At 70.4% G+C, this 20352-nt stretch carries 17 protein-coding genes; 8 read left to right on the forward strand and 9 right to left on the reverse strand.

Going from position 1 to position 20352, the window contains the following annotated elements; all coding sequences use genetic code 11:
* Window positions 1–340 precede the first annotated feature (340 nt).
* Both ABZ883_RS08520 and ABZ883_RS08525 read right to left on the reverse strand, forming a co-directional pair.
* Complete coding sequence (locus ABZ883_RS08520) at window positions 341–514, reverse strand: BBE domain-containing protein (protein WP_360903627.1); 174 nt, start codon at window positions 512–514, stop codon at window positions 341–343.
* 27 nt (window positions 515–541) lie between these two features.
* On the reverse strand, window positions 542–1678 hold the full coding sequence (locus ABZ883_RS08525) for an FAD-binding oxidoreductase (protein WP_360903630.1): 1137 nt from the start codon (window positions 1676–1678) through the stop codon (window positions 542–544).
* 1408 nt (window positions 1679–3086) lie between these two features.
* On the opposite strand from ABZ883_RS08525, the gene ABZ883_RS08530 reads away from it, so the two are divergent.
* The 4 genes from ABZ883_RS08530 (at window position 3087) to ABZ883_RS08545 (ending at window position 6611) form a co-directional block, all read left to right on the forward strand.
* Window positions 3087–3806 carry a DinB family protein gene (locus ABZ883_RS08530; protein WP_360903633.1) on the forward strand — a complete coding sequence of 240 codons (720 nt, stop codon included), beginning with the start codon at window positions 3087–3089 and terminating at the stop codon, window positions 3804–3806.
* A gap of 386 nt (window positions 3807–4192) precedes the next feature.
* Entirely contained in the window at window positions 4193–5119 is a 927-nt protein-coding gene (locus ABZ883_RS08535; protein ID WP_360904056.1) for a phosphotransferase, read from the forward strand.
* A 334-nt stretch (window positions 5120–5453) separates the two neighbouring features.
* A complete protein-coding gene (locus tag ABZ883_RS08540; protein WP_360903636.1) occupies window positions 5454–5912 on the forward strand; it encodes a hypothetical protein in 459 nt (152 codons plus the stop codon).
* Between the two features lie 99 nt (window positions 5913–6011).
* Window positions 6012–6611 carry a hypothetical protein gene (locus tag ABZ883_RS08545; protein ID WP_360904060.1) on the forward strand — a complete coding sequence of 200 codons (600 nt, stop codon included), beginning with the start codon at window positions 6012–6014 and terminating at the stop codon, window positions 6609–6611.
* A 106-nt stretch (window positions 6612–6717) separates the two neighbouring features.
* On the opposite strand, the gene ABZ883_RS08550 is transcribed toward ABZ883_RS08545, so the two are convergent.
* Complete coding sequence (locus ABZ883_RS08550) at window positions 6718–9081, reverse strand: glycoside hydrolase N-terminal domain-containing protein (protein ID WP_360903639.1); 2364 nt, start codon at window positions 9079–9081, stop codon at window positions 6718–6720.
* Between the two features lie 228 nt (window positions 9082–9309).
* On the reverse strand, window positions 9310–9972 hold the full coding sequence (locus ABZ883_RS08555; RefSeq protein WP_360903642.1) for a helix-turn-helix domain-containing protein: 663 nt from the start codon (window positions 9970–9972) through the stop codon (window positions 9310–9312).
* Between the two features lie 62 nt (window positions 9973–10034).
* Here ABZ883_RS08555 and ABZ883_RS08560 point away from each other — a divergent pair, with 62 nt between their 5' ends.
* Window positions 10035–10661 (forward strand): methyltransferase domain-containing protein, encoded by a 627-nt coding sequence (locus ABZ883_RS08560; protein ID WP_360903645.1) that lies wholly within the window; start codon window positions 10035–10037, stop codon window positions 10659–10661.
* A 130-nt stretch (window positions 10662–10791) separates the two neighbouring features.
* On the opposite strand, the gene ABZ883_RS08565 is transcribed toward ABZ883_RS08560, so the two are convergent.
* Window positions 10792–11214: a MarR family transcriptional regulator gene (locus ABZ883_RS08565; protein ID WP_360903648.1), complete on the reverse strand. Its 423-nt coding sequence runs from the start codon at window positions 11212–11214 to the stop codon at window positions 10792–10794.
* A gap of 77 nt (window positions 11215–11291) precedes the next feature.
* On the opposite strand from ABZ883_RS08565, the gene ABZ883_RS08570 reads away from it, so the two are divergent.
* A complete protein-coding gene (locus tag ABZ883_RS08570) occupies window positions 11292–12389 on the forward strand; it encodes a hypothetical protein (protein WP_360903651.1) in 1098 nt (365 codons plus the stop codon).
* A gap of 46 nt (window positions 12390–12435) precedes the next feature.
* Here ABZ883_RS08570 and rph read toward each other — a convergent pair whose 3' ends face one another.
* Window positions 12436–15066, reverse strand: a complete 2631-nt coding sequence (rph, locus tag ABZ883_RS08575) for a rifamycin-inactivating phosphotransferase (RefSeq protein ID WP_360903654.1) — start codon at window positions 15064–15066, stop codon at window positions 12436–12438.
* Between the two features lie 627 nt (window positions 15067–15693).
* The gene (locus tag ABZ883_RS08580) at window positions 15694–15867 is read right to left on the reverse strand and encodes a CsbD family protein (RefSeq protein ID WP_360903657.1); all 174 of its coding nucleotides are present in this window, start codon (window positions 15865–15867) and stop codon (window positions 15694–15696) included.
* 285 nt (window positions 15868–16152) lie between these two features.
* Here ABZ883_RS08580 and ABZ883_RS08585 point away from each other — a divergent pair, with 285 nt between their 5' ends.
* The gene (locus tag ABZ883_RS08585; protein ID WP_360903660.1) at window positions 16153–17124 is read left to right on the forward strand and encodes a TIGR03557 family F420-dependent LLM class oxidoreductase; all 972 of its coding nucleotides are present in this window, start codon (window positions 16153–16155) and stop codon (window positions 17122–17124) included.
* A gap of 138 nt (window positions 17125–17262) precedes the next feature.
* The gene (locus ABZ883_RS08590; protein WP_360903663.1) at window positions 17263–18117 is read left to right on the forward strand and encodes a hypothetical protein; all 855 of its coding nucleotides are present in this window, start codon (window positions 17263–17265) and stop codon (window positions 18115–18117) included.
* A gap of 97 nt (window positions 18118–18214) precedes the next feature.
* Here ABZ883_RS08590 and murQ read toward each other — a convergent pair whose 3' ends face one another.
* Both murQ and ABZ883_RS08600 read right to left on the reverse strand, forming a co-directional pair.
* A complete protein-coding gene (murQ, locus tag ABZ883_RS08595; protein ID WP_360903666.1) occupies window positions 18215–19120 on the reverse strand; it encodes an N-acetylmuramic acid 6-phosphate etherase in 906 nt (301 codons plus the stop codon).
* A gap of 58 nt (window positions 19121–19178) precedes the next feature.
* Window positions 19179–20138: a MurR/RpiR family transcriptional regulator gene (locus tag ABZ883_RS08600; protein WP_360903669.1), complete on the reverse strand. Its 960-nt coding sequence runs from the start codon at window positions 20136–20138 to the stop codon at window positions 19179–19181.
* Window positions 20139–20352: the final 214 nt, after the last annotated feature.

The raw sequence follows: 20352 nt of genomic DNA on the forward strand, positions 1-20352 counted from the left end.
CGGGTGAACTTCCCGCCCTGCGGCGGGGGCAGTCAAGTGACATGCCCAGGCCGTGAGTTGGTGGGCTTTTATGGGGATGTCACGGGCGCCGGAACGGGGACTCCGCCGCTGATCAGCCGTTGCGGTTCAGCCGCGCTGTTCACATTCCCGGCGCCCGTTAACCACCCGTCCAATGACGGCCCCGGCACGCAACCCGTCCTTCACCTTTTGGCGTGCCTCGGCCAATGGGCGCATGTCTTGACAGGCCGTCGTGTCGCTTGCCGTGGAGGACGGCAGGTCGCGCCGAGGCCGTCCGGAACGCGCCTCCCGGCCCGCCGTCAGCGCCACGCGCAGTGTCCGATCAGGCGGCCGGCGCCACGTTGTGGTTGAGCCGGAACGTGTTCGCCGGATCGTAGGTCTTCTTGACCGCCGCCAGCCGCTCGTAACGCTCCGGTCCATAGATCGCGGGGGCGTCGGCAGCCTCGTCCGGCGCGAGGTTGTTCACCAACCGCCGGTCGCCCCGCCAGGGTCCCATGCCGTCGAGCAGTACGGCGACGGAGTCCTAGAGCTGCTGCTCCCGCGAGACCGGACCGCCCGCGACACCCAGCAGGACGTACGGCAGGCCCCTGGTCGCGACGGCGTTGGGCACGGCCGGCTCCCGGTCCCATGCGCCGCCCAGAGCGCGCAGTTCGACCATCGTCAGGCTGCTCGCGGAGCCCGGGCCGGCGAGGTCGACGAGCCGGTGCTGCGCCGGCGAGGGGAACTCCCGCAGCATGATGCTTCGTTCGTAGTAGGGCACTGGTTCGGCCGGCTCATTGTGGATCGTCGCCACCTTCGTGTACGGCATGTCCGCAACGGTGTCCAGGACGGCCGGGGCCGCCGCCCGCAGCGGCGCCACCATCCGCTCGCCCTGCGAGGTCGTGCCGTTGAAGGCGATCCGGACGGACACCAGGAACTCCCTGTGCAGGGGCACGGGCAGTTCGGTCTGCCCGGCAAGCCGCAGTACGGCGAACGACGAGACCATGGTCTCCGGCGTGCCCGGGTGCCAGGCGGTCCAGGCGCGCAGTACGTCGGCCATCCGCTCACCGGGGAAGTAGAGGGCGCCGCCGTAGAGCCGGGACACCGGGAACAGGTCGAATTCCAGCGCGGTGACCACGCCGAAGTTGCCCTTGCCGCCGCGCAGTGCCCAGAACAACTCGGGTTCGGAGCGCGCGTCGGCATGCCGTAGTGCGCCGTCGGCGGTCACCACGTCGAGGGAGCGGACGTGGTCGGCGGCGTAGCCTCGGGAGCGGCCGAGAGTCGGGCTGAGCCCGCCGCCCAGGGTGTAACCGGCAACGCCCACTGTGGGGTTGGACCCGTTCAGCGGAGCCAGCCCGGCCGCGGCGGCCTTCTTGACAACCTCGGACCACACCGTTCCGGCGCCGACTCGGGCCGTGCGGCCGGCCGCGTCGACGATCACGTCGTTCATCCGGCGAGTGGCGATCACGACGGCGCCGAGAGCCGGGCCGACCGTCTGGTGGCCGGTCGTCTTCACCGCGACCGGACGGTGCTGTCCCGCCGCGAACGTGACGGCCGCCTGGACATCGGCCGCGCTCTCCGCCACCACGATCACCGCGGGCATGAGGTCGTGATTCAGGTTGAAGACCACGCGTTCGTCGTCGTATCCGGCGTCGCCCGGCAGCAGAACCGAACCTGTCACCGCGGCATCGAGGGCCGCCGCGGCATCCGCCGACAGGACCGGTGAAATGGATGAATCGCTGAAAGCCATGGCACACTTCCCGCTACTCGTGTGAATACTCCAGAGCCGCGACACCCGGACACACCCGGAAGCCCCGCACTCGCTCCCCACCTTCACATCGCCCGACCTGAGTAGCCACGCCCATTCAGCCCAAAAATACTTCAATCCGGACATTGGGGGGGGGTGGGGCTGACGCAATCAAGTAGGCCTCTTGATCCGGGGCCTTCGTCACGTCGCGGAGTGCTCAGCGTCAGGCGTGTGTGCCTAGACCTGACCTGGCCACCACCGGACGTCGGGGGAGTCGGCACGAATGACCTCGGCTCTGCTGAGGATCTTGGCGTCGAGCGTCCATACGAGCCGGCGTAGCTCGCGAGCGGAGCTCCGGGGCAGGGCGTGCAGCACTTCTTCGAGATGATCACGAAAGCGGCTCGGATCGCAGGCACATTCCGGGACGTCACACCGGGTTGCTGTGAAGGGATCTGCCATCCCCCTCAAGGGACCGTGGGCCAGGGCAGACCAGTGCCAGAAGGCTGCCGCGGTTGCCTCCGGCCAGAAGCGAGTCCGTTCCAGCTTGCGGATCTCCGCCAGACACGCCCCCGACAACCGGTCGATCGCCGGGAAGCGGGGACGACGGTTGCGGACGTCGACGGGAAGTTCGCTCCGCAGGTCTGATGGGCGCCTACGCGGCATTGCCCTTTCGGTTGGTAACCATGGAAGCAACCTACTCGGTGTCGGTGCCGGTGTTCCAGGGCAATCCTGCTGCCGTCACTGAGGCTGCGGACCCTGCTCCACCCGGCCAGATGCTCACCTGGGAGATTGCGGCGTTTTTGCTGTCGTTCCCCGTGGGTCCCCGCGCGGGTCCGCCTGACCTGGCCCTGGCACGTGTGTGGCACGCGCCCCTCGATGCGACCTATGGGAGGGACGGCCGTTGCGATCTGCTCGGTCGATCTGGCGGCGCGAACAATCCCTACCGCCATGAGATCGGGCCGGGAACGGCGGCTTCTGCTGCAGCTACGGCCTCCGTGAGCGTATGGAACCCTTCGGTGTCCGGCCAGAACGAACGGTCGCATGCAGGCCACCCAGGCAGATGCTGCACATAGTAGAGGCGGCCCTCCTGGTCGACCATCGTGACCTGAGGGCACACCGTCAGCCTCGGTTGTCGTCTGTCAACGTCGGCCTGCCTCGGACGGCCCAGGGGCGGCCCGACGCGGCTCAATACCGGAAGCGTGCGGTATCGCCGTCGATCCGCAGCAGAAGGTCTCTGATGACCTCGCCGCCACTTTCGGGCACCTATTGGGTCTGATGCCTGTCCCGTACGTCGCGATCAGGGGATGCCGGCTTGTCGGTGCTCGGATCTAGTATGCGGAACATGACGCGGTATGTTGACGAGGATCTGCACGGTGTGGAGTTCCGCGAATGTGATTTGACCGGGGCGCGCCTGATCGGCGTCGTCATGCAGGATGCCGTGATCGACGGGCTCGTCACCAACCTTGTGGTGAACGGTGTCGAGGTCACCGAGTACGTCGAGGCAGAGCTCGACCGGCGTCATCCCGTGCGGGTGCTGATCCGCTCTGAGGACCCGGCTGATCTGCGCGAGGCGTCGCGTCAGCTCCATGCCGGCTGGGCCGCGACGATCGAGCGAATCCGCCGTACGCCCGGCATCGAGCGCCGCAGCGTGAACGACGAGTGGTCGGCGGTGCAGACGATGCGCCACCTGGTCTTCGTTCACGACTCGTGGTTCCGCCGCTGCTGCCGGGGCTCAACGGAGCTGTTCACGCCGATGGGCATCGGGACGACCGTTGAGCCCTACCGTGAAGCGCACGGGCTCGACCTCTCGCTCGATCCCGACCTCGACGAAATCGTGAGCGTGCGCGAGGCGCAGGCCGCCGAGCTCGAGGTCTGGCTCGACGAGGTCACCGCTGTGCAGCTCGAAGCACGAGCGCCGGTGCCCGACGACGATGTCTGGCCGCCTTACGCCCGGGGCCGTTTGGTGCGGCAGTGCCTCCGCACGGTGCTCAACGAGACCTTTGAGCACCACGGCTTCTGCGTCCGTGACCTCGACCTGATCGAAGCACAGGACGCTGAGTAGGGCCGGCTGTGAGCTCGGCCGGCGGCTTCTTGGCCACGGCGGGGTGTACCTGGCGGCAACTGCCACCTGGGTTCGACCCGTCCGGGCCGACCGCACACCGGAGGTATCGCGGGCATGTTCAACCAGGGTCCAACAGTTCCTCCTCGGCAAGTTGGACAGCGGCCGAGCACCAAGGCTGTTGCACGCCGACGTGGTTCGACTCGCACGAACCGGCCCGCGATGCGGCCCATCAGGTGATCGATCGTCCCCCGCCAACAGGCGGGCACTACGCTGTGACCCGCGGCAAGCGCTTGATCGTCAGTCTTCACGCACCGATGATCAATGGTGGCGCCACCGCCTGTTGGTCGAACTCACCAGCAAGATCACCGTCAATGGCTGGAGTACTGATGACCGACTTGCGGCAGGCTCACGATACCGCTCGCGCGATCGCGGTAGCGACCCTCGGGCGTGACCCCGGCGTCATGACCACCGCTGAGAGCAGCTCCCATCACGTGTTTGTCAGCTCGGACGTCGTCGTGAAGATCATCGATGCCGACGGCCACTCGCGACTGAACCGGGAGATCACGCTCGCGCCCCACCTACCAGTCGGCCTGACGGCCCCTCTGCTCGGCAGCGGGCTTCATCACCTGGGGACTCGAGACGTTCGCTACGCCTGCTACGCCCGCATGTCGGGGGCGGCTCCCGGTATGGGCATGCCCGGCATCGACGGCGTGACGGCCCGCCATTTGGCGGAGGAAGCAGTCCGGCGGCTCGACGCATTGCACAGCTGGATGCCCACGGGCCACGTCGAACGCACGCTCAGAGAATCTCTCGACCATGGTGGGTTCACCAGCCGGGCCGCGCTCTTTGCCGAGGTTGAGAGCCTCGCTGCCCTCGACCAGCACGGAACCGTGCCTCGCCGTCTGCTCGACGGCCTGACGGCGATCGCGGAGCGGGCACCGCTGCATGCACGAGCAGTTGTTCCGGTTCATGCGGACTGTCACTGGGGCAACTGGCTCGCCTGCGACCAAAGCGTAACGGCCCTGCTGGACTTCGAATGGGCTCGCTTCGGCGAACCGGTCGATGACTGGTTCTTCCTGGCGCGATTCAGCGGGCCGCACATGGAGACCGTGCTCGACGTCATCGCCCGCGCGACGACGACCTCTCCGGAGACTCTTCGAGCAGAATGCGAGGTCCGCGAGGCGACCTATCTCGCTTCCGACCTCCGCACCGCGCTGGAACACCCTGATACCTCCGCGCAGATGGCTGCCGCGAGACTTCGTGAACTCGAGGAGCTCGTCGTCGGACGTTACTGGTGGCGACACACCCAGTGATACCAGCTGTGGCAAGCAATGAACGTCGGCCCATGCCACTGACCGCGCCTGTACGAGCACGCAGTCGACTTTGCCGCGCGACGAACATGCCAACCATCCCGGCCCAGACTGACTGACACCACTGAAGATCAGGATCTATGCCTGGAGTATGAGGAGTTCGATGCAGTGTGGCTTCCTGAGCAGGTGACCGTGCGAGGCACGGCCGTTTTCGGTCACCCGACGCCGCTTTCGCCCGCTGCTGTTGATGTCGGCGGCTGGTGTCGGATTGCTGTCTGTTGGTGAGTGCCAGAGGTGGGATCTCGGCCCCGGCTCCGGCCCCTGGGAGAATGGCGACATGGAGATCATCCCCGGACGTGGTGTCGACCTCGTCAAAATCGGCGAGCACCGTTCGCGAGTCGAGGAGCGCATCGGGCTGCCGCATCATGGGCCCGGCGGCGAGCGCGCGGTCTACAACACCTCGCCAATGCTGGTCATCACCTATGCGGCGGACGGCACAGTCGAACTCGTTGAGATCAGCCACAGCGGCGGGGGAGGGGATGCCGAAGCTGAGTTCGACGGAGTCCAGCTGACGTACCGCTTTCTCGATGATGTCGTCTCTGAACTCCATGCCCGCGGGTACACCAGTATCCGCTCCGACATCGGTCACGACTTCCATGCCGGCTTCGCAGTGTGGTCTATGCACTCATTGTGGGCAGGCGACCTCGATCCAACAGCCGGCGAGGACGATGAACGCGTCATTTCAGAGGGCGTGTCCATAGCGCCGTACTCCTACTTCCGTGGGAATGAGACGTAGATCCGAGCGTTACAGATGCCGCTGGGCGGCGGATCCGGCCCGTACAGATGATATGAGGCGCTGCCTCGCGCCGGCAGCGACACTGGAGCGGTGCTGATCATGGATGCCGTGCTGGAGATCGGTGACATCGCGGACTTCGGGCTGTGGCCCGTTGCCGACGTGCCCGCCTACCGGTTCCTTGGCCTCTCCCCGCACCTGTCGGCGCTCGAGGTCGGGGCGACCATGGCCACCTTGACGAACTACAACGCGGCGGCTTCGGGCAACGACACCCCGGCGATCGACGCCGTCGAGCAGGTTCGCCGTGTGACCGAAGTCGAACGAGTCATCGCGCCGGGCGGCCTGCGGGTTCGCGACACCGATAGTGGCGCTGTCGTGGTTCCGGGTTGCTGTTCCGGGCTGGAGGACTGGAGAGAGTGGCTTTCCCTCGCGGGCGGTGATGAGCCCTGGCTCGGTCACGATCCCACGCCGCGAGTCGAGCACGCCGGCTCGCTCGTGCGGCTGTGGGCCGACAGCGCCGATGCGCAGCCCATCGAAATACCCACTGCTGACCTGCTGGGCATGCTTCAGACCGTGCACACCGAGCTGAGCGGCTTTCTCTCTCTCGTTGAGCTCTGGGCGGATCGGTACGTCCCCGCGCTCGCCCCGGCTCTTGCGGGCAAGCTCGCTGAAGATCTGGATATCGGCCCCCCGCTGGGCTGAGCCCACGCCCCGGCCGACCGCATCGGCTCGCATGCTCTGGCCGCGACGGCCGAGGGGGTGTGCTCCGACCGACCGGAGCACACCCCCCCCGTACCCGCCGGGGACGCTACGGGATCCGTACCGTCACGGACTTCCCCGGCTTGACGGTGAGCTGCTTGCGGAAGGCGCCCGCGCGCAGCTCGGTCGTGGTTCCGCCGGTGCTGCGGACGGTCGCCTCGGTCACCTTGCCGTTGCGCCAGGCGAGGTCCACCTCGAAGCCGCCGCGGGCGCCGACCCCGGTCACCGACCCCTTCGCCGCCCAGGCGTCGGGGAGCGCGGGCAGCAGCTCGATGACGCCCGGCCGCGAGTAGAGGATCATCTCCAGCGCCGCGGTGGCACCGCCCAGGTTCGCGTCGATCTGGAAGATCGTGTAGCTGCCCTGGCTGTACATGTCGAACCAGTTGGCCGAGGTGCCGTTGCTGTTCGTGATGGACGGCCGCAGCACGGTCAGATAGAGCTGGTAGGCCTTCTCGGCGTCCTTCAGCCGGGACCAGCACAGCGAGCGCCATGCGCACGCCCAGCCGTAACTGTCCATGCCACGGGCCGTCAGCAGCGCGCGCACCCCGTCGAGCAGCGCCGGCGCAGCGGTGTCGGAGGCGATCCTGTCGCCCGGGTAGAAGCCGATGAGCGGGGACAGGTGACGGTGCGTCACCTCGCCGAGGTTGTCGGGGGTCATCCACTCCTCGAGCCAGCCGGTCTTCGGGCTCACCCGGGGCAGGTAGAGCCTGGCCTGCATCGCGTCCAGCTCGGCGGCCATCCCGGTGTCCCGGTTGAGTACGCGGGAGGCGGTCTTGAACTCCTCGAAGAGCTCCCACGCCAGTTCCTGGCCGTAGGTGTTGCCCTTCCCGTCCGGGCCGTGCTCGGGCGACCAGGAGGTGTCGTCGATCAGGACCTCGCGCGACGTCCCGTCCTCGTCCTTGACGGTGGTCGTGATCAGCCGCGCCTGCCAGAACTCCGCCGCGCCCTTGAGGACGGGGTAGATCAGCTCCAGGTACTCCCGGTCCTGGCTGTACTCGTAGTGCCGCCAGAGCGAGTTGCACAGCCAGGCGTTGCCTGAGGGGTGCCAGGCCCAGCCGCTGCCGCCGTGGATGTTGGTGGAGAACGCGACCGCCCAGCCGGCGATCTTCCCCGAGCTGTTGCGGAACCGGTTGCGGTCGCTGTTGAACAGCCGCTTGGTGACGTCGGTCCAGACGGGCAGCTGGGACACGCAGTACCGGGCGAGGGCGAGGGAGTTCTCGCCCAGGCCCGCCGGGTCGGCGAGCCAGTAGTTCATCTGGATGTTGATGTCGGTGTGGTAATCGGCGTACCAGTCCGGGTTGTTGTTGTGCACCCAGATGCCCTGCAGGTTCATCGGCAGCCAGTCGCGGGAGCCGGTGATCGTCAGGTAGCGGCCGTACTGGACGTACGCGGCCTCCAGTTCCGGGTCGGGCGTCGTCGCGTCGGTGTACCTGACGGCGATGCGCGACCACGAGTCCAGGGAGCGCTGCAGCGCCGACGACTCGCCCAGGTCGATGGCGAACCGGTTGTAGAGCCGCTGGTAGTCGGAGACGTGCGTCCGCAGCAGCGCGTTGCCGGAGACCTTCGCCGCGGCGGTGACCTTGGCGCGGGCCACGGCCAGGGGATCGGTGCCCGGCTCGCGGAAGTCCTTCGCGGCGTCGGGGGAGTAGTCGGTGCCGCCGCACACCACGATCAGCAGCTCACGGCAGCCGGCGAAGGACAGCTTGTCGCCGTCCACACTGACCCGGCCCGTGGAACTGACCGCGGTCACCGCGGCGGCGTAGCGCAGGCCGTTCTTCAGCGTGCCGTTGAAGGCGAGTTGGCCGCCGCCGCCCGTGGTCGTCTCGCCGTGGGTGCCGGCCAGGGAGACGGTGCCGGTGTGCGGGCCGCCGGAGAGGCGGATGACGACGACGTCGTCCGGGTGGCTGGCGTAGACCTCGCGGCGGTGGACGTTGCCGTTGTGGAGGTACGTCGCCGAGACCACGCCGTTGCTCAGGTCGAGCTGGCGGCGGTACTTGGTGACCGCGTCACCGGAGTGGCCGGGCAGCGCGATCCGGAGCTTGGCGAGCAGGCCGAAGCTGCCGAAGTCGTCCGGACCGTAGGGGAGTTGCCCGTCGTCGGTCGGGGTGTCGTTGGCGCCGCCGGTCCAGAACGCGCCGTCGGTCAGGTAGAGGAAGTCGTCCGCCGGGTCGCAGCCGGTCAGCGCGCCCATCCGGCCGTTGCCGACCGGCAGGGCCTCCTGGATGATCCGTCCCTCGTTGGCGGGCGTGCGGTACCAGAGCGTCGTGGCCTGGCCGTCGGGAACGAGGTCCACGCTGGTCGGGCGGGCGGGGGCGGCGTGTGCGGCGAACGGGTAGAGGCCGCCCGACAGGGCGATACCTCCGCTGGTGACGCCGGCGATGCGGAGGAAGTCGCGGCGGGAGGAAGCGGACACGGCAAGGGGTCCTTTCCAGGGGGTTGCGGGGAGCCCACGAGAAGTATTCATAAATAATCAACTCGCCTTGGGCACGTCAACGCCTGGAGACCAAATTAGTCCGACCTTTCTTGTGGCCGGTGCGGGTATTGTCCCTATTTAGTCCGTGATTTCGGCACGATAGACCCAGCATCGGGGCGCTCTCACGGGAGTAGATCGGATGTCTGGGGTGTGTGGTGCCGAGCGCGGCTACTCCGGGACGATGCAGAGGTCGGCGGTGAGCGCTGCGCGGGCCCATTCCTCCCAGGTCCCGGGGGGCCAGCCCCGGTCACGCACGAAGATCAGGTACAGCTCGGGGCTGAGCAGCCCGTACAGCAGGTCGGCGGCGCGGGCCGCATCGATGCCGGGGCGGACGTCGGGCTTGGCGACCAGCGCCTCCGCGGCGGCGTACTGGACGGTGTACCGCGGATCCGGGTCGGCGGCCCACTCCGCGGCGATCTGCGGGTCGGTGGCCGCGGCGGCCGCGATCAGCGGCATGATCGGGCCGACCCGGCCGAGGATCCCGCCGACGCCCCGTACGTGGGCGTGCAGTTGAGCGGCGGCAGTGGGCTCGGCGCACGCCGCGCGGAACCAGGGCCGGTCCATCGTGGCGACCGGTTCCGCGTCGCCGGCGATGGACGTGTCGACGACGTCCTTGAACAGCGTGCGCTTGTTGCGGAACACGAAGTAGACGGTCTGCACGGCCACCCCTGCGTGGTCGGCGACCTCCTGAAGGCTCGTCGCCCCGTACCCCTGCGCGACGAACAACTCCCGCGCCGCCGCGACGATCCTCTCGCGGGTGCGCCGCGAGCGTTCGGCCCGCTTGTCGGGGAGTTTGACGGTGCGTTGGCCGGAACCCTTGACCGCGTCCATGGGGGAAGTCTATCTCTGGAGTCAGTCACTAGAGTTGGACTCTAGATTTCTGGAGGGCAGTCGTGAGCGAACCTCGGACCGCTGCGGAACTCGACCAAGAGGCGGCCCTGCGCCGCGCGTTGGAGGACTACTACCGGGACGGCAAGCCACCGTGGGACAGCGGTGTCACGCCGCCCGAACTGATCGCCCTCGTGGAGGGCCCGGCCGCGGTCCCGCCCGGCCGCGCCCTCGAACTCGGCTGCGGCACCGGGACCAACGCGGTGTACCTGGCCCGGCACGGCTGGCACGTCGAGGCCGTCGACCTGGTCGACCGCGCGGTCCGGCAGGCCCGCGAGAAGGCCGACGCGGCGGGGGTGGACGTCGCGGTGCTGTGCGGGGACGCCACCCGGCTCGACGAGGTGGGCGTGCCCGGCCCGTACGACCTCTTCTTCGACCTGAGCTGCTACTGCGGCATCCCCCCGCACCGCCGCGACGCCTACGCGGCCGGCCTCACGAAGCGGGCCGCGGAGGGAGCGCGCCTGCTGATGTTCGGCTACGGCCCCGGAGCCCTGGACGACCCGGTCCCCGGCGTCACCGCGGACGAACTCCGCACCAGGTTCGCCGGGTGGCACCTGACCGACGTGACCCCCGGCACGAACCCCTTCCCGACGTTCTGGTTCATGCTGCGCCGCACTTCCGCACCGGCGTGAGGGCCGCCGTGCCCCCGCACGGCAGGCGTCGCTGACGCGGCCGGATCCGCCCGCCCGGCGGATCCGGCAGGCCGTGGCCCCGTCACACACCGACACTGCGGGCCTGAACGGCGTCGCTCTGCGTGAGGGGTCAGTCGGCCGCGTTGTAGCGCTGGAGGTGGTCGGCCAGCTGCTGCACGTCCGTGTCGTCCCAGTCGGCGAAGCGTCCGGCGAAGGCCTGCCGGCGGCGCTCATTGGCCTCGGCCAGCAGGCGCAGGCCCTGTTCGGAGGGGCGGAGGATCTGCCCGCGCTGGTCGTTCGGGTCGGCGGCGCGCACGATCAGGCCGGCGCGCTCCAGCACCGCGGTCTGGCGGCTGACGGTGGACTTGTCGAGCAGGAAGTGCGAGGCCAGGTCGGTGCCGCGGCAGCCGCCGCGCTCCGTCATGTAGTCGAGCATGCCGTACGCCACCAGTGACAGTTCGGGGTGGATCTGCGCGGCGCGCGTGCGGGCGCGGCGGGCGAACGCGGTGAGTTCGCGCTGGATCGTGTCGATGGCGCTCTCGCGTGCGGGCATCCGGGCCTCCTCCATGTAGATGTACTATACAAGAAAGAAGGTTGTATTTACCAATCACATCGAGAGGTACGTTCCCCATGACCGCATCCTCGGCCGCCGCCGCTTCGGGAGGGGCCCACGCCCACGCGGCCCCCGGCCCGCGCCACAGCGTGGGGCACATCGTTCTCCACCTGGTGACACCGCTGCTGATGTGCCTGGGCATGGGCCTTGCCTACCTGGGTGCCTTTCACGCCCCCGAGCCGCACGGGATGAAGGTGGCGGTCGTCGGGACCGGGCCGCGCGCGCAGGTCCTCGCGCAGACCCTCAAGGACAAGGCCGGCGACGCGCTGGACGTCACGACCGTCCCCACGCGTGGCGCCGCCGTGCACCAGCTGATGGACCGCGACCTGGCCGGCGCCTACCTGCCGTCCGCGGACCATCCGCGGCTGCTGGTCGCCAAGGCCAACTCCGACACGACCGCGACGGCCGCCGAGACCGTCTTCCGCCTGGTGGCCGACCGCAAGGGGACCGCCCTGGACGTCACGGACGTCGCGCCCACCTCGCACGGCGACCCGACAGGGCAGGGGCTCTTCTTCGTCCTGGTCACCATCAGCATCGGCTCCTACGCCAGCGTCGCCGCCATCGGCGCGGCCGGCGCCGCGCTGCGGCTGTGGACCCGCGCCGCCATCGGCCTGGCGACCTCACTGGTGGTGAGCTTCATCGGCACCGTGCTCGCGGGGCCGGTGTTCGACATCGTCGACCACGACCTCGCCGCCGTGTGGGCCATGGCCTGGCTCTACTCGGCGGGCATCATCGCCATCGGCGTCGGCCTGCACACCTTCCTCAAGCGGTGGACCACCCTGACGATGATGGCCCTCTTCGTCATGCTCAACTTCACCACCTCGGGCGGCATCTTCCGCCCCGAACTCCAGAACGGCTTCTTCGGCGCCCTCCACGCCTTCTGGAACGGCGCGGGCTTCGTCGAGGGCGTCCGCAGCATCCTCTACTTCCCCTCCGGCGCCGGCCTGGCCGGCCGGGTCACCTCGCTGGTCCTGTGGCTCGGTGCCGGACTCGTCGCCCTGGCCGCGGCGGACGCGGCGGAACGACGCACCCGCCGGGCCGGTGCGCCGCCCGCCCCGCTGCCCCCGGTGGAGCGGGAGGCCGAGGAGGAGATCGGCGAGGCCGTCGCCGTCTGACGCCCGGATCCCGGCCCCCGGACCCGGCCACGGCCCGCGCCGCCGGTCAGGACAGGATCTCGACGTACCCGTCGGTCCCGTGCACGCGGATCCGCTGCCTGTCCCGGATCAGCCGGGTGGCGCTCTCCACGCCCACGACGGCCGGCAGGCCGTACTCCCGGGCGATCACCGCGCCGTGCGTCATCAGGCCGCCCACCTCCGTCACCAGTCCCGCGATGCCGACGAACAGCGGCGACCAGCTCGGGTCCGTGAAGGTGGTGACCAGGATGTCGCCCGCTGCGAGGTCGGCGTCCCCGATGTCGAGGACGACGCGGGCCCTGCCCTCGACGGTCCCGGCGGACACCGGCAGACCGGTGAGGGCGCCGGCCGGTACGTCGTCGCGCCGGTAGGCCCCGCTCAGGGCCTCGCCGTCCGAGGTGAGCACCCGGGGCGGTGTGAGCGCGGCGTACGAGCGGAACGCCTCCTTGCGCTGCCGGATGAGCCCGCCGTCCACCCGCCGGGAGCGCACCGCCTCGTGGAACTCCTGGAACGTCAGCCAGAAGACGTCCTCCTTCTCCGGCAGCACACCCTCCCGCACGAGGCGCTCGGCCTCGCCCATCAGGGCCTGCTTGTAGACGAAGTAGCGGCTGACGATGCCGTACTTCGGGTACTCCCGGTAGCCGATGAAGGTACGGACCCGGTCGATCATCCACTTCGCCTCGTCGGCCTTCCGCTCCCCGTCCGGCAGGGCCCGCAGACGCGACAGCACGTCCCGTTCCTTCTCCTCCGCCTTCCGCCGCCCCTCCTCGAAGCGCCGCCCGGCCGCGCCGGGCTCGAAGTTCCTGACGTTGTCGAGGATCACGGGCACGAGGGCGGTGGGGCGTTCGCGCCAGCGAGGCCTGGTGATGTCGATCTCGCCGACGCAGCGCATGCCGTACCGGTCGAGGTAGGCCTCGACGGCGTCGCGCGCCTCGGTCCCGCCGGGGACCTTGGGCAGTTCGTCCAGGAAGCCCTCGTCCAAGGCGCCCTGGAGGAACGCCACCACCTCGGCGTGCGGGCGGACGACGTCCGCGACGTCGAGCAGCGCCAGTCCCATCTCCGACGTGATGTTGTCGGGGGCGGACAGCGTGAGCGTGTCGGCCGCGTTCTTCTCGCCCAGCCACTCCTGCAGCCTGTCGTTGAGCCACCAGGTGGCCTCCATCCCCGCCATGATCGCCTGCATGCTCAAGGGATCACCGAGGGCCCGCTTGTGCTCCGCGAAGGCCTCCAGCAGGAAGTCGAACAGCGCCGGTCCGGTCTTCGCCCGGATGTCGCGCTCCAGGGCGGCGACGGACGCCCGGCTGCGCTCGATCAGGTCGGTGACGACGACCGGATCGTTCCCGATCGGCTCGGGCGTGCCCCCGGCCGGCGTCCCGCCGGGAGCCGGGGCCGGGTCCGGGAGCGACGGGACGAAGTCGCCCCGGTCGAGGACGGTTTCCAGGGCGTCCCTGACCAGGGGATCCCCCTTCCCCATGACGTCCAGGAGGGCGGCGCGGCTCGCGGGGGAGGCCAGGCGCCGGGTGGCGTCGACGAACAGCCTCCCGCCGGCCTCGTGCATCGGCGCCATGGCCGTCAGCTGCCACATGGAGTACCCCAGGGGCTTCATGGGGTCGGTCATCATCTGCTGGTGGCCGACGGAGACATAGACGTGGTTCTCCTCGTCGCCGGCCTCCGGAACGGGGAACAGCGTCGTGATCGGCCGGCTCTGGACGATCCGGAAACCGTCGTCGACCAGGCACCACTCGATGTCCTGCGGGCGGCCGAAGTGCGCCTCGATCCGCCGCCCGAGCTCCACGAGCCGCACCGCCTGCGGGTCCGTCAGCGCCGGCTGCTCCTGCCGCCGCGCGTCGATCGCGACTTCCTGCGTACCGCCCGCCGGAAGGGGCTGCACGGCACGCTCCTTGGCGGCGATCGTCCTGGCCACGACCTCGCCGTTCCGCACCGTGAAGACGTCCGGGTTGACCAGTCCGGAGACCAGGGCCTCCCCGAGACCGAAGCCCGCGTCCACGGTGGCGACCTTCCGGTTGCCGGTGACGGGATCGGCCGTGAACAGAACGCCGGCCGCATCCGGGAAGACCATCCGCTGCACCACCACGGCCATGTGGACCGTGCGGTGGTCGATGCCGTTGCGCCGGCGGTAGGTCACGGCCCGCTCGGTGAACAGCGAGGCCCAGCAGCGCCTGACGTGCCGCAGGATCTCCGCCGGCCCCACGACGTTCAGATAGGTGTCCTGCTGGCCGGCGAAGGAGGCCGTCGGCAGGTCCTCCGCCGTCGCACTGGACCGGACGGCGTACGCCGCCTGCTCACCGAGCCCGGCGACCGCGTCGGTGATCGCCGCCGCGAGACCGTCCGGGACGGCGGTCTCCTCGACGGCCCGGCGGATCGCCGCGCTGAGCGTCCTGATCGCCGCCCGGTCGTCCGGGTCCACGCGCGACAGCTCGTCGAGCCGGTCGCCGAGCGACGGTACGTCCGCCATGAGCCGCCGGAAAGCGGCCGTCGTCACGCAGAAGCCGTCGGGCACACGGACGCCCTCGATCCGCGACAGCCCGCCCAGGTGCGCTCCCTTGCCGCCGACGACCGCGACCTGCGTCTCGTCGACCTCCTGAAGACCCAGCACGTACTCGTCCCTGCTTGCCTTGTCGCCCTGCTGATCCCGCACGCACCCTCATCTCCGCACGTTCTGACGTCGGCCGACGATTCTGCGGCACGACCGGGGCCTTGCCGCAAGCCCCCCAGTGCGCTATAAGTTGAGAGTGGCAAGGAGAGCTCTCTCCTTGCCTTTGCTGTTGCCGCCCCGTCTCGGCGCGCGTCCCCCTGGGCGCCGCGGCTGATCCTCCGCGAGGAGCGCCTGTCCCCGAGGGCCGCCCGGGGTCGGCGCGCGGCGTCGCCCGTGTCACGTGTGCGGGTGAAGCACGATCAGGCATCGGGCCCGCGACCGGCTCACGTCCGCGGGAGGGCGGAGGAGGGCCCAACCGGACCCGGCGGGCGCGGCATTGCCGTACGCACGGGGCATGTTCCGGGGAGCGGTGATCAGGCGCGGAGCCCGCTCGGGGTTGTGACGGCCTGACGGGCTCCGCGATGCGCACCGACAGCGACGATGACACCGGTGCGCTGCCTCCACTGAAGTCGACCGGGGGTGACGTGCCCACCTGGCGCGGCGGGCCGCCCCGCGCTTTCACCCCATCGGCGGCACCTCGCGCCGCGCGGGCGCCGGGATCCGGGCACGCGTGGGGGGCGGCCCCCTGCGGAGGCCGCCCCCAACGCGATGAACTCCGTGAGCCGGCGGTCAGTGCCGGCCGATGTCCTTGATCTTCTCCTTGGCCTCACGGGCGTCGCCGATGGCCTCCTCGGCGCGGCCCTCGGCCGTCAGCCGTTCGTTGCCCACGGCCTCACCGGCGGTCTTCTTGACCTTGCCGACGGTCTGCTCGGTCTTGGCCCTGGCCTTCTCGTTGCCGGCCATGCTGTCACCTTCCCTGGCGTCGACGTCGTGTGCTCTGGGTTCGTCTGACCACTGAAAGCCTCCGCAAACATGGGGAGATGGCGCGCGGAGCGGAGGGGGTCGCGGGCGGCTGTCCCTGACCCCTGCGGCCTAACCGGACCGCGCCCGTAGCGTGCCTGCGCCCGCGAGCACGCCCCGTGGGGAGAATCGGGTGGGGCCACGGAAGCGGCGCACTCGGGCGCCCGTGGGGGAGCACTCTCGCCGACCCGGTCCCGTCTGGTCTTCAACCTGCCGGAAGGGATACGCATGACCGCCTACGGATACTTCCTCTCCTCCGAGGAGTTCACCCCAGCGGAACTGCTCGACCAGGCCCGCATGGCCGAGCAGGCCGGTTTTGAGGGGCTGGCCGTCTCCGACCACTTCCACCCGTGGAACGACGAGCAGGGGCAGAGCCCGTTCGTCTGGTCCATGATCGGAGCCCTGTCCCAGGTGACGTCGCTGCCGATCACCACACTGGTCACCTGCCCCACGGTCCGCGTGCATCCGGCGATCAACGCCCAGGCCGCCGCGACGGCGGCCGTCCTGACCGGTGGCCGGTTCCGCTTCGGCCTGGGGAGCGGTGAGGCCCTCAACGAGCACATCCTCGGCGGCGCCTGGCCCGAGGCCGCGGAGCGCCTCCAGATGCTCGAAGAGGCCGTGCAGGTCATCAGGAAGCTCTCCACCGGGGAGCGCGTCACCCACCACGGCACGCACTACACCGTGCAGAACGCCCGCCTGTACACCCTCCCCGCGGAGCCGGTCCCGCTGTACGTCTCCGGCTTCGGGCCCGAGGCCGCGGCGCTGGCCGGCCGTATCGGGGACGGTTTCGTGACGATGACACCCGACGCGACGCTGGTGGAGCAGTTCCGGCGGGCCGGCGGCGGGGGCAAGCCGGTCATCGGCGGACTGAAGGTGTGCTGGGACACCGACCGGGCGCGCGCGGTGAAGACCGCGCACCGGCTGTGGCCCAGCGAGCAGCTTCCGGGCGAACTGGCCCAGATCCTCCCCACCCCGGAGCACTTCGAGCAGGCGGCCGGCCTGGTCACCGAGGACATGGTCGCCGACGCGGTCGTCTGCGGCGATGCGACCGGGGACCATGTCGCGGCGGTCAGGGCCTACTCCGAGGCCGGTTTCGACGAGGTCTACGTCAGTCAGATCGGCCCCGACCAGAAGCAGTTCTTCGACTTCTACCGCGCGGAGGTGCTTCCCCGGCTGCGGGACGGCATGTCCGTCGACTGACGCCGCGAGCCGTGCGCGCGCTCGCCGCGCGGATTGCCATGGCTGCCCGCAGGATGGAGCGGAGCCGGCAGCGCGGGCCCCTCGGGGCGGCGGCCGGTGTGCCGACGGCCCGCCTCACGACGCATTCGAGGACCTGCGATGGCTGCAACGACCGATGCCCTCACGTCCGTGCTGGAGGATGCCCGGCGGGCCCATTCCGCCGTGATCGAGCGCTTCGTGGCGGATCTGGCGGTCACCCCGGCGGGGCCGCACCGGCAGGTGCTGGAGGACCATGTGGCCTACGCGCAGGCCTGCATGGCGGTGATGGACGGCTGCCTCCAGCGGCTGCGGGGGCGCCGGGTGCGTACGGACCTGCTGGGCCCCGCCCGGCGGATCGCTCAGGACGCCGCCCTGGTGGGACGGATGCCCCTGGTCATGGCCTCGCGGATGGGCGCGGCCGTGCTGCGCGGGCGCGGGCCGGCCGACGAGAAGCGGCTGCTGAGGAACACGGCCGACGAGTACGGCATCACCGCCCGCGCCCTGGCCGGCAGCCAGGCGGGGGAGACCGTCGCCGCCCACGCCCATGACGACGTCGCGCTGGAGCTGTTCGCTTCCCTGCGCCGCGAGAACCAGCAGGTCCTGCAGATCCTGGGGGCCAGTCTGACCGAACACGCCGCGGCCCTCGCCGACGGCGGCGGCAAGGCGCCGCTCGGGGGCGTTCTGGGCGCGGTCGCCCGCAAGGCCACGGCCCTGTGGAACCGCGCGACCGGGGACTGGGTGGTGGCGGGCCTGGCCGGGGTGCGGCAGGTGGCCGACAACGCGCAGGGCGCCGCGAGCCGGGAGGAGGCGCTGCCCATCGCCCGCTACGGCCGGTTGTCCACGGGGGAGATCGCCGGCCGGCTGCGCGGCCTGTCGCCGACGGAACTGGCGTGGATCGAGGGCTACGAGCGTGCGCACGCCCGGCGCGCCGAGGTCCTGCGGGCCGTCACTGACGTGCGCGCGTCGGGTCGGTGACGTTCCGCATCGCGGCGCGCCGCGGTGCACGACCGTGCGGGCGCCCCGGCTTGCGGGGACGCCCGCACGGCGTGCGGCTCCTGGCGTGTCAGGTACGTCAGGAGTGTCCGACGGCCGTCCGCGTGTCGCCCTCCGCCTGGGCGAGACGCTGGGCGGCCTCCTCGGCGGTGAAGCCGGCGAGGAGCATGACGATGGCGGTCTTGGCGTGGCCGCCCGCGGCGTCGAGGGCCCGGGCGACGGAGTCCGCGTCGGCGCCGGTGGCCTGGGACACCATGCGGCGGGCCCGGTCGACGAGCTTGCCGTTGGTCGCCCGCATGTCGACCATGAGGTTCCCGTAGACCTTGCCCAGACGCACCATCGAGGCGGTCGAGAGCATGTTGCAGACCATCTTCTCGGCGGTGCCGCCCTTGAGGCGGGTGGAGCCGGTGAGGACCTCGGGGCCGGTGACAACCTCGATGGGGATGTCGGCGTAGCGGCTGACGAGAGCGTCGCGGTTGCAGGCCACCGACACCGTGACGGCGCCCGCGGCGGCGGCGTGCTGCAGTCCGCCGACCACGTACGGCGTGCGGCCGCTCGCGGCGAGGCCGACGACCGTGTCCCGCTCGTTCACGCCGATCTCGTCGAGGTCCGCGACCGCCCGCGCCGGCTCGTCCTCGGCACCTTCGACGGCGACGATGAACGCCCCCGGGCCACCCGCGAGCAGACCCACGACCTGCTCCGGCGGGGTGCCGAAGGTGGGCGGGCACTCGACCGCGTCGAGCAGGCCGATCCGGCCGCTGGTGCCGGCGCCGATGTAGATCAGCCGGCCGCCGCGCCGCAGGGAGTGCGTGATCGCCTCGACGGCGTCGCCGATCTGCGGGAGCGCGTCCCGCACCGCGAGGGCGACGGTCTGGTCCTCGGCGTTCATGACCGAGAGCAGTTCGGAGACCGGCATGCGGTCCAGTTCGGCGGTCCGGTCGTTACGGATCTCGGTACCGAGGGTGCCGAGTGTGCTGAGGTCCACGGCGCGGTCGTCCTTTCAGGGGTGGTGCTCAGGGGTGGTGCTGGGGGAGGGCCGGCGGTCAGTCGGCGGCCGGGGTGCGGCGCGGCGGCTGAGGGCGTTTGCGGCGCTGGACCGCCCCGTAGGTCTTCTGCAGCGCGGCGGTCGTGGCGTCGTAGGAACGCTGGGCCACGCCGACGAACAGGCAGTCGATGAGCGCGAGTTGGGCGATGCGGCTGACGGTCGCGCCGGACCGGAAGGGGGTCTCCCGGGCGCATGTCGTCAGCACGAGGTCGGCGCTCTCCGCGAGGGAGGAGCGCGCGACGTTGGTGAGGGCGATGGTGGTGGCACCGCGTTCGGCGGCGGCCTGGAGCGGCTCGACGGTGTCCTCGGTCTCCCCGGAGTGGGAGATGGCCAGGGCCACGTCACCGGGGCCGAGCAGGGCGGTCGCGGTGAGGGCGGCGTGCCGGTCGGTCCAGATGAAGGCCATGTGGCCGATGCGGTGCAGCTTCTGGTGCAGGTCCTGGCCGACGAACGCGCTGGCGCCGATGCCGAAGATGTCGACCCGGCGGGCGCCCGCGACGGCGTCGACCGCGCGGGCCAGCACCTCGATGTCGAGTTCGGCGCCGGAGTCCTCCAGGGCGCGGATCTCGTTGTAGACGATCTTGCTGACGATCTGGTCGAGCGTGTCGGTGGCGCTGATGTCGGTGCCCGGTGCCGGGCGCTCGCCGCCGAGCGCGTCCTCGCGGGCGGCGGCCGCGGCCAGCGCCAGGCGCAGCTGCGGGTAGTTCGTGATGCCTATCGCCCGGCAGAAGCGCATCACGGTGGCGACGGAGGTGTTCGCCCGCTCGCCCAGGGCGCTGATGGACAGCTCGCTCGCCTGCGCCGGGTCGGCCAGGACCGCGTCCGCCACCCGGCGTTCCGAAGGAGCCAGCGACGGAAGGGCCGCACGGATGCGCGCCAGGGTGCCGACGGCGGAGGCGTCGTCCGCCGGGGGTGCCGGCTGCTGAGCCGGTGCGCGGGGTGGTTCCTGGCGGGCCATGGGGGCGGTCCCTCCTGTGGGGTGGGCGCCACATTAACCCTGCATCAGTGGTGCGTCAAAAACTTACGAAAGTCATTACGCGAAGTTACTTATTGACATACGGAGGTCGGCCTTCCGATACTCGCTGCACCGCGATCCGCGCCGGTCACCCGGCCCTCCGGCTGTCCCGTGACCGCCCGACGCGTCGGATCCCTGCAGACACGAAGGCGTGCCG

Origin of the sequence: Streptomyces sp. NPDC046977 (assembly GCF_040644455.1) — a bacterium.
Taxonomy (GTDB): Bacteria; Actinomycetota; Actinomycetes; order Streptomycetales; family Streptomycetaceae; genus Actinacidiphila.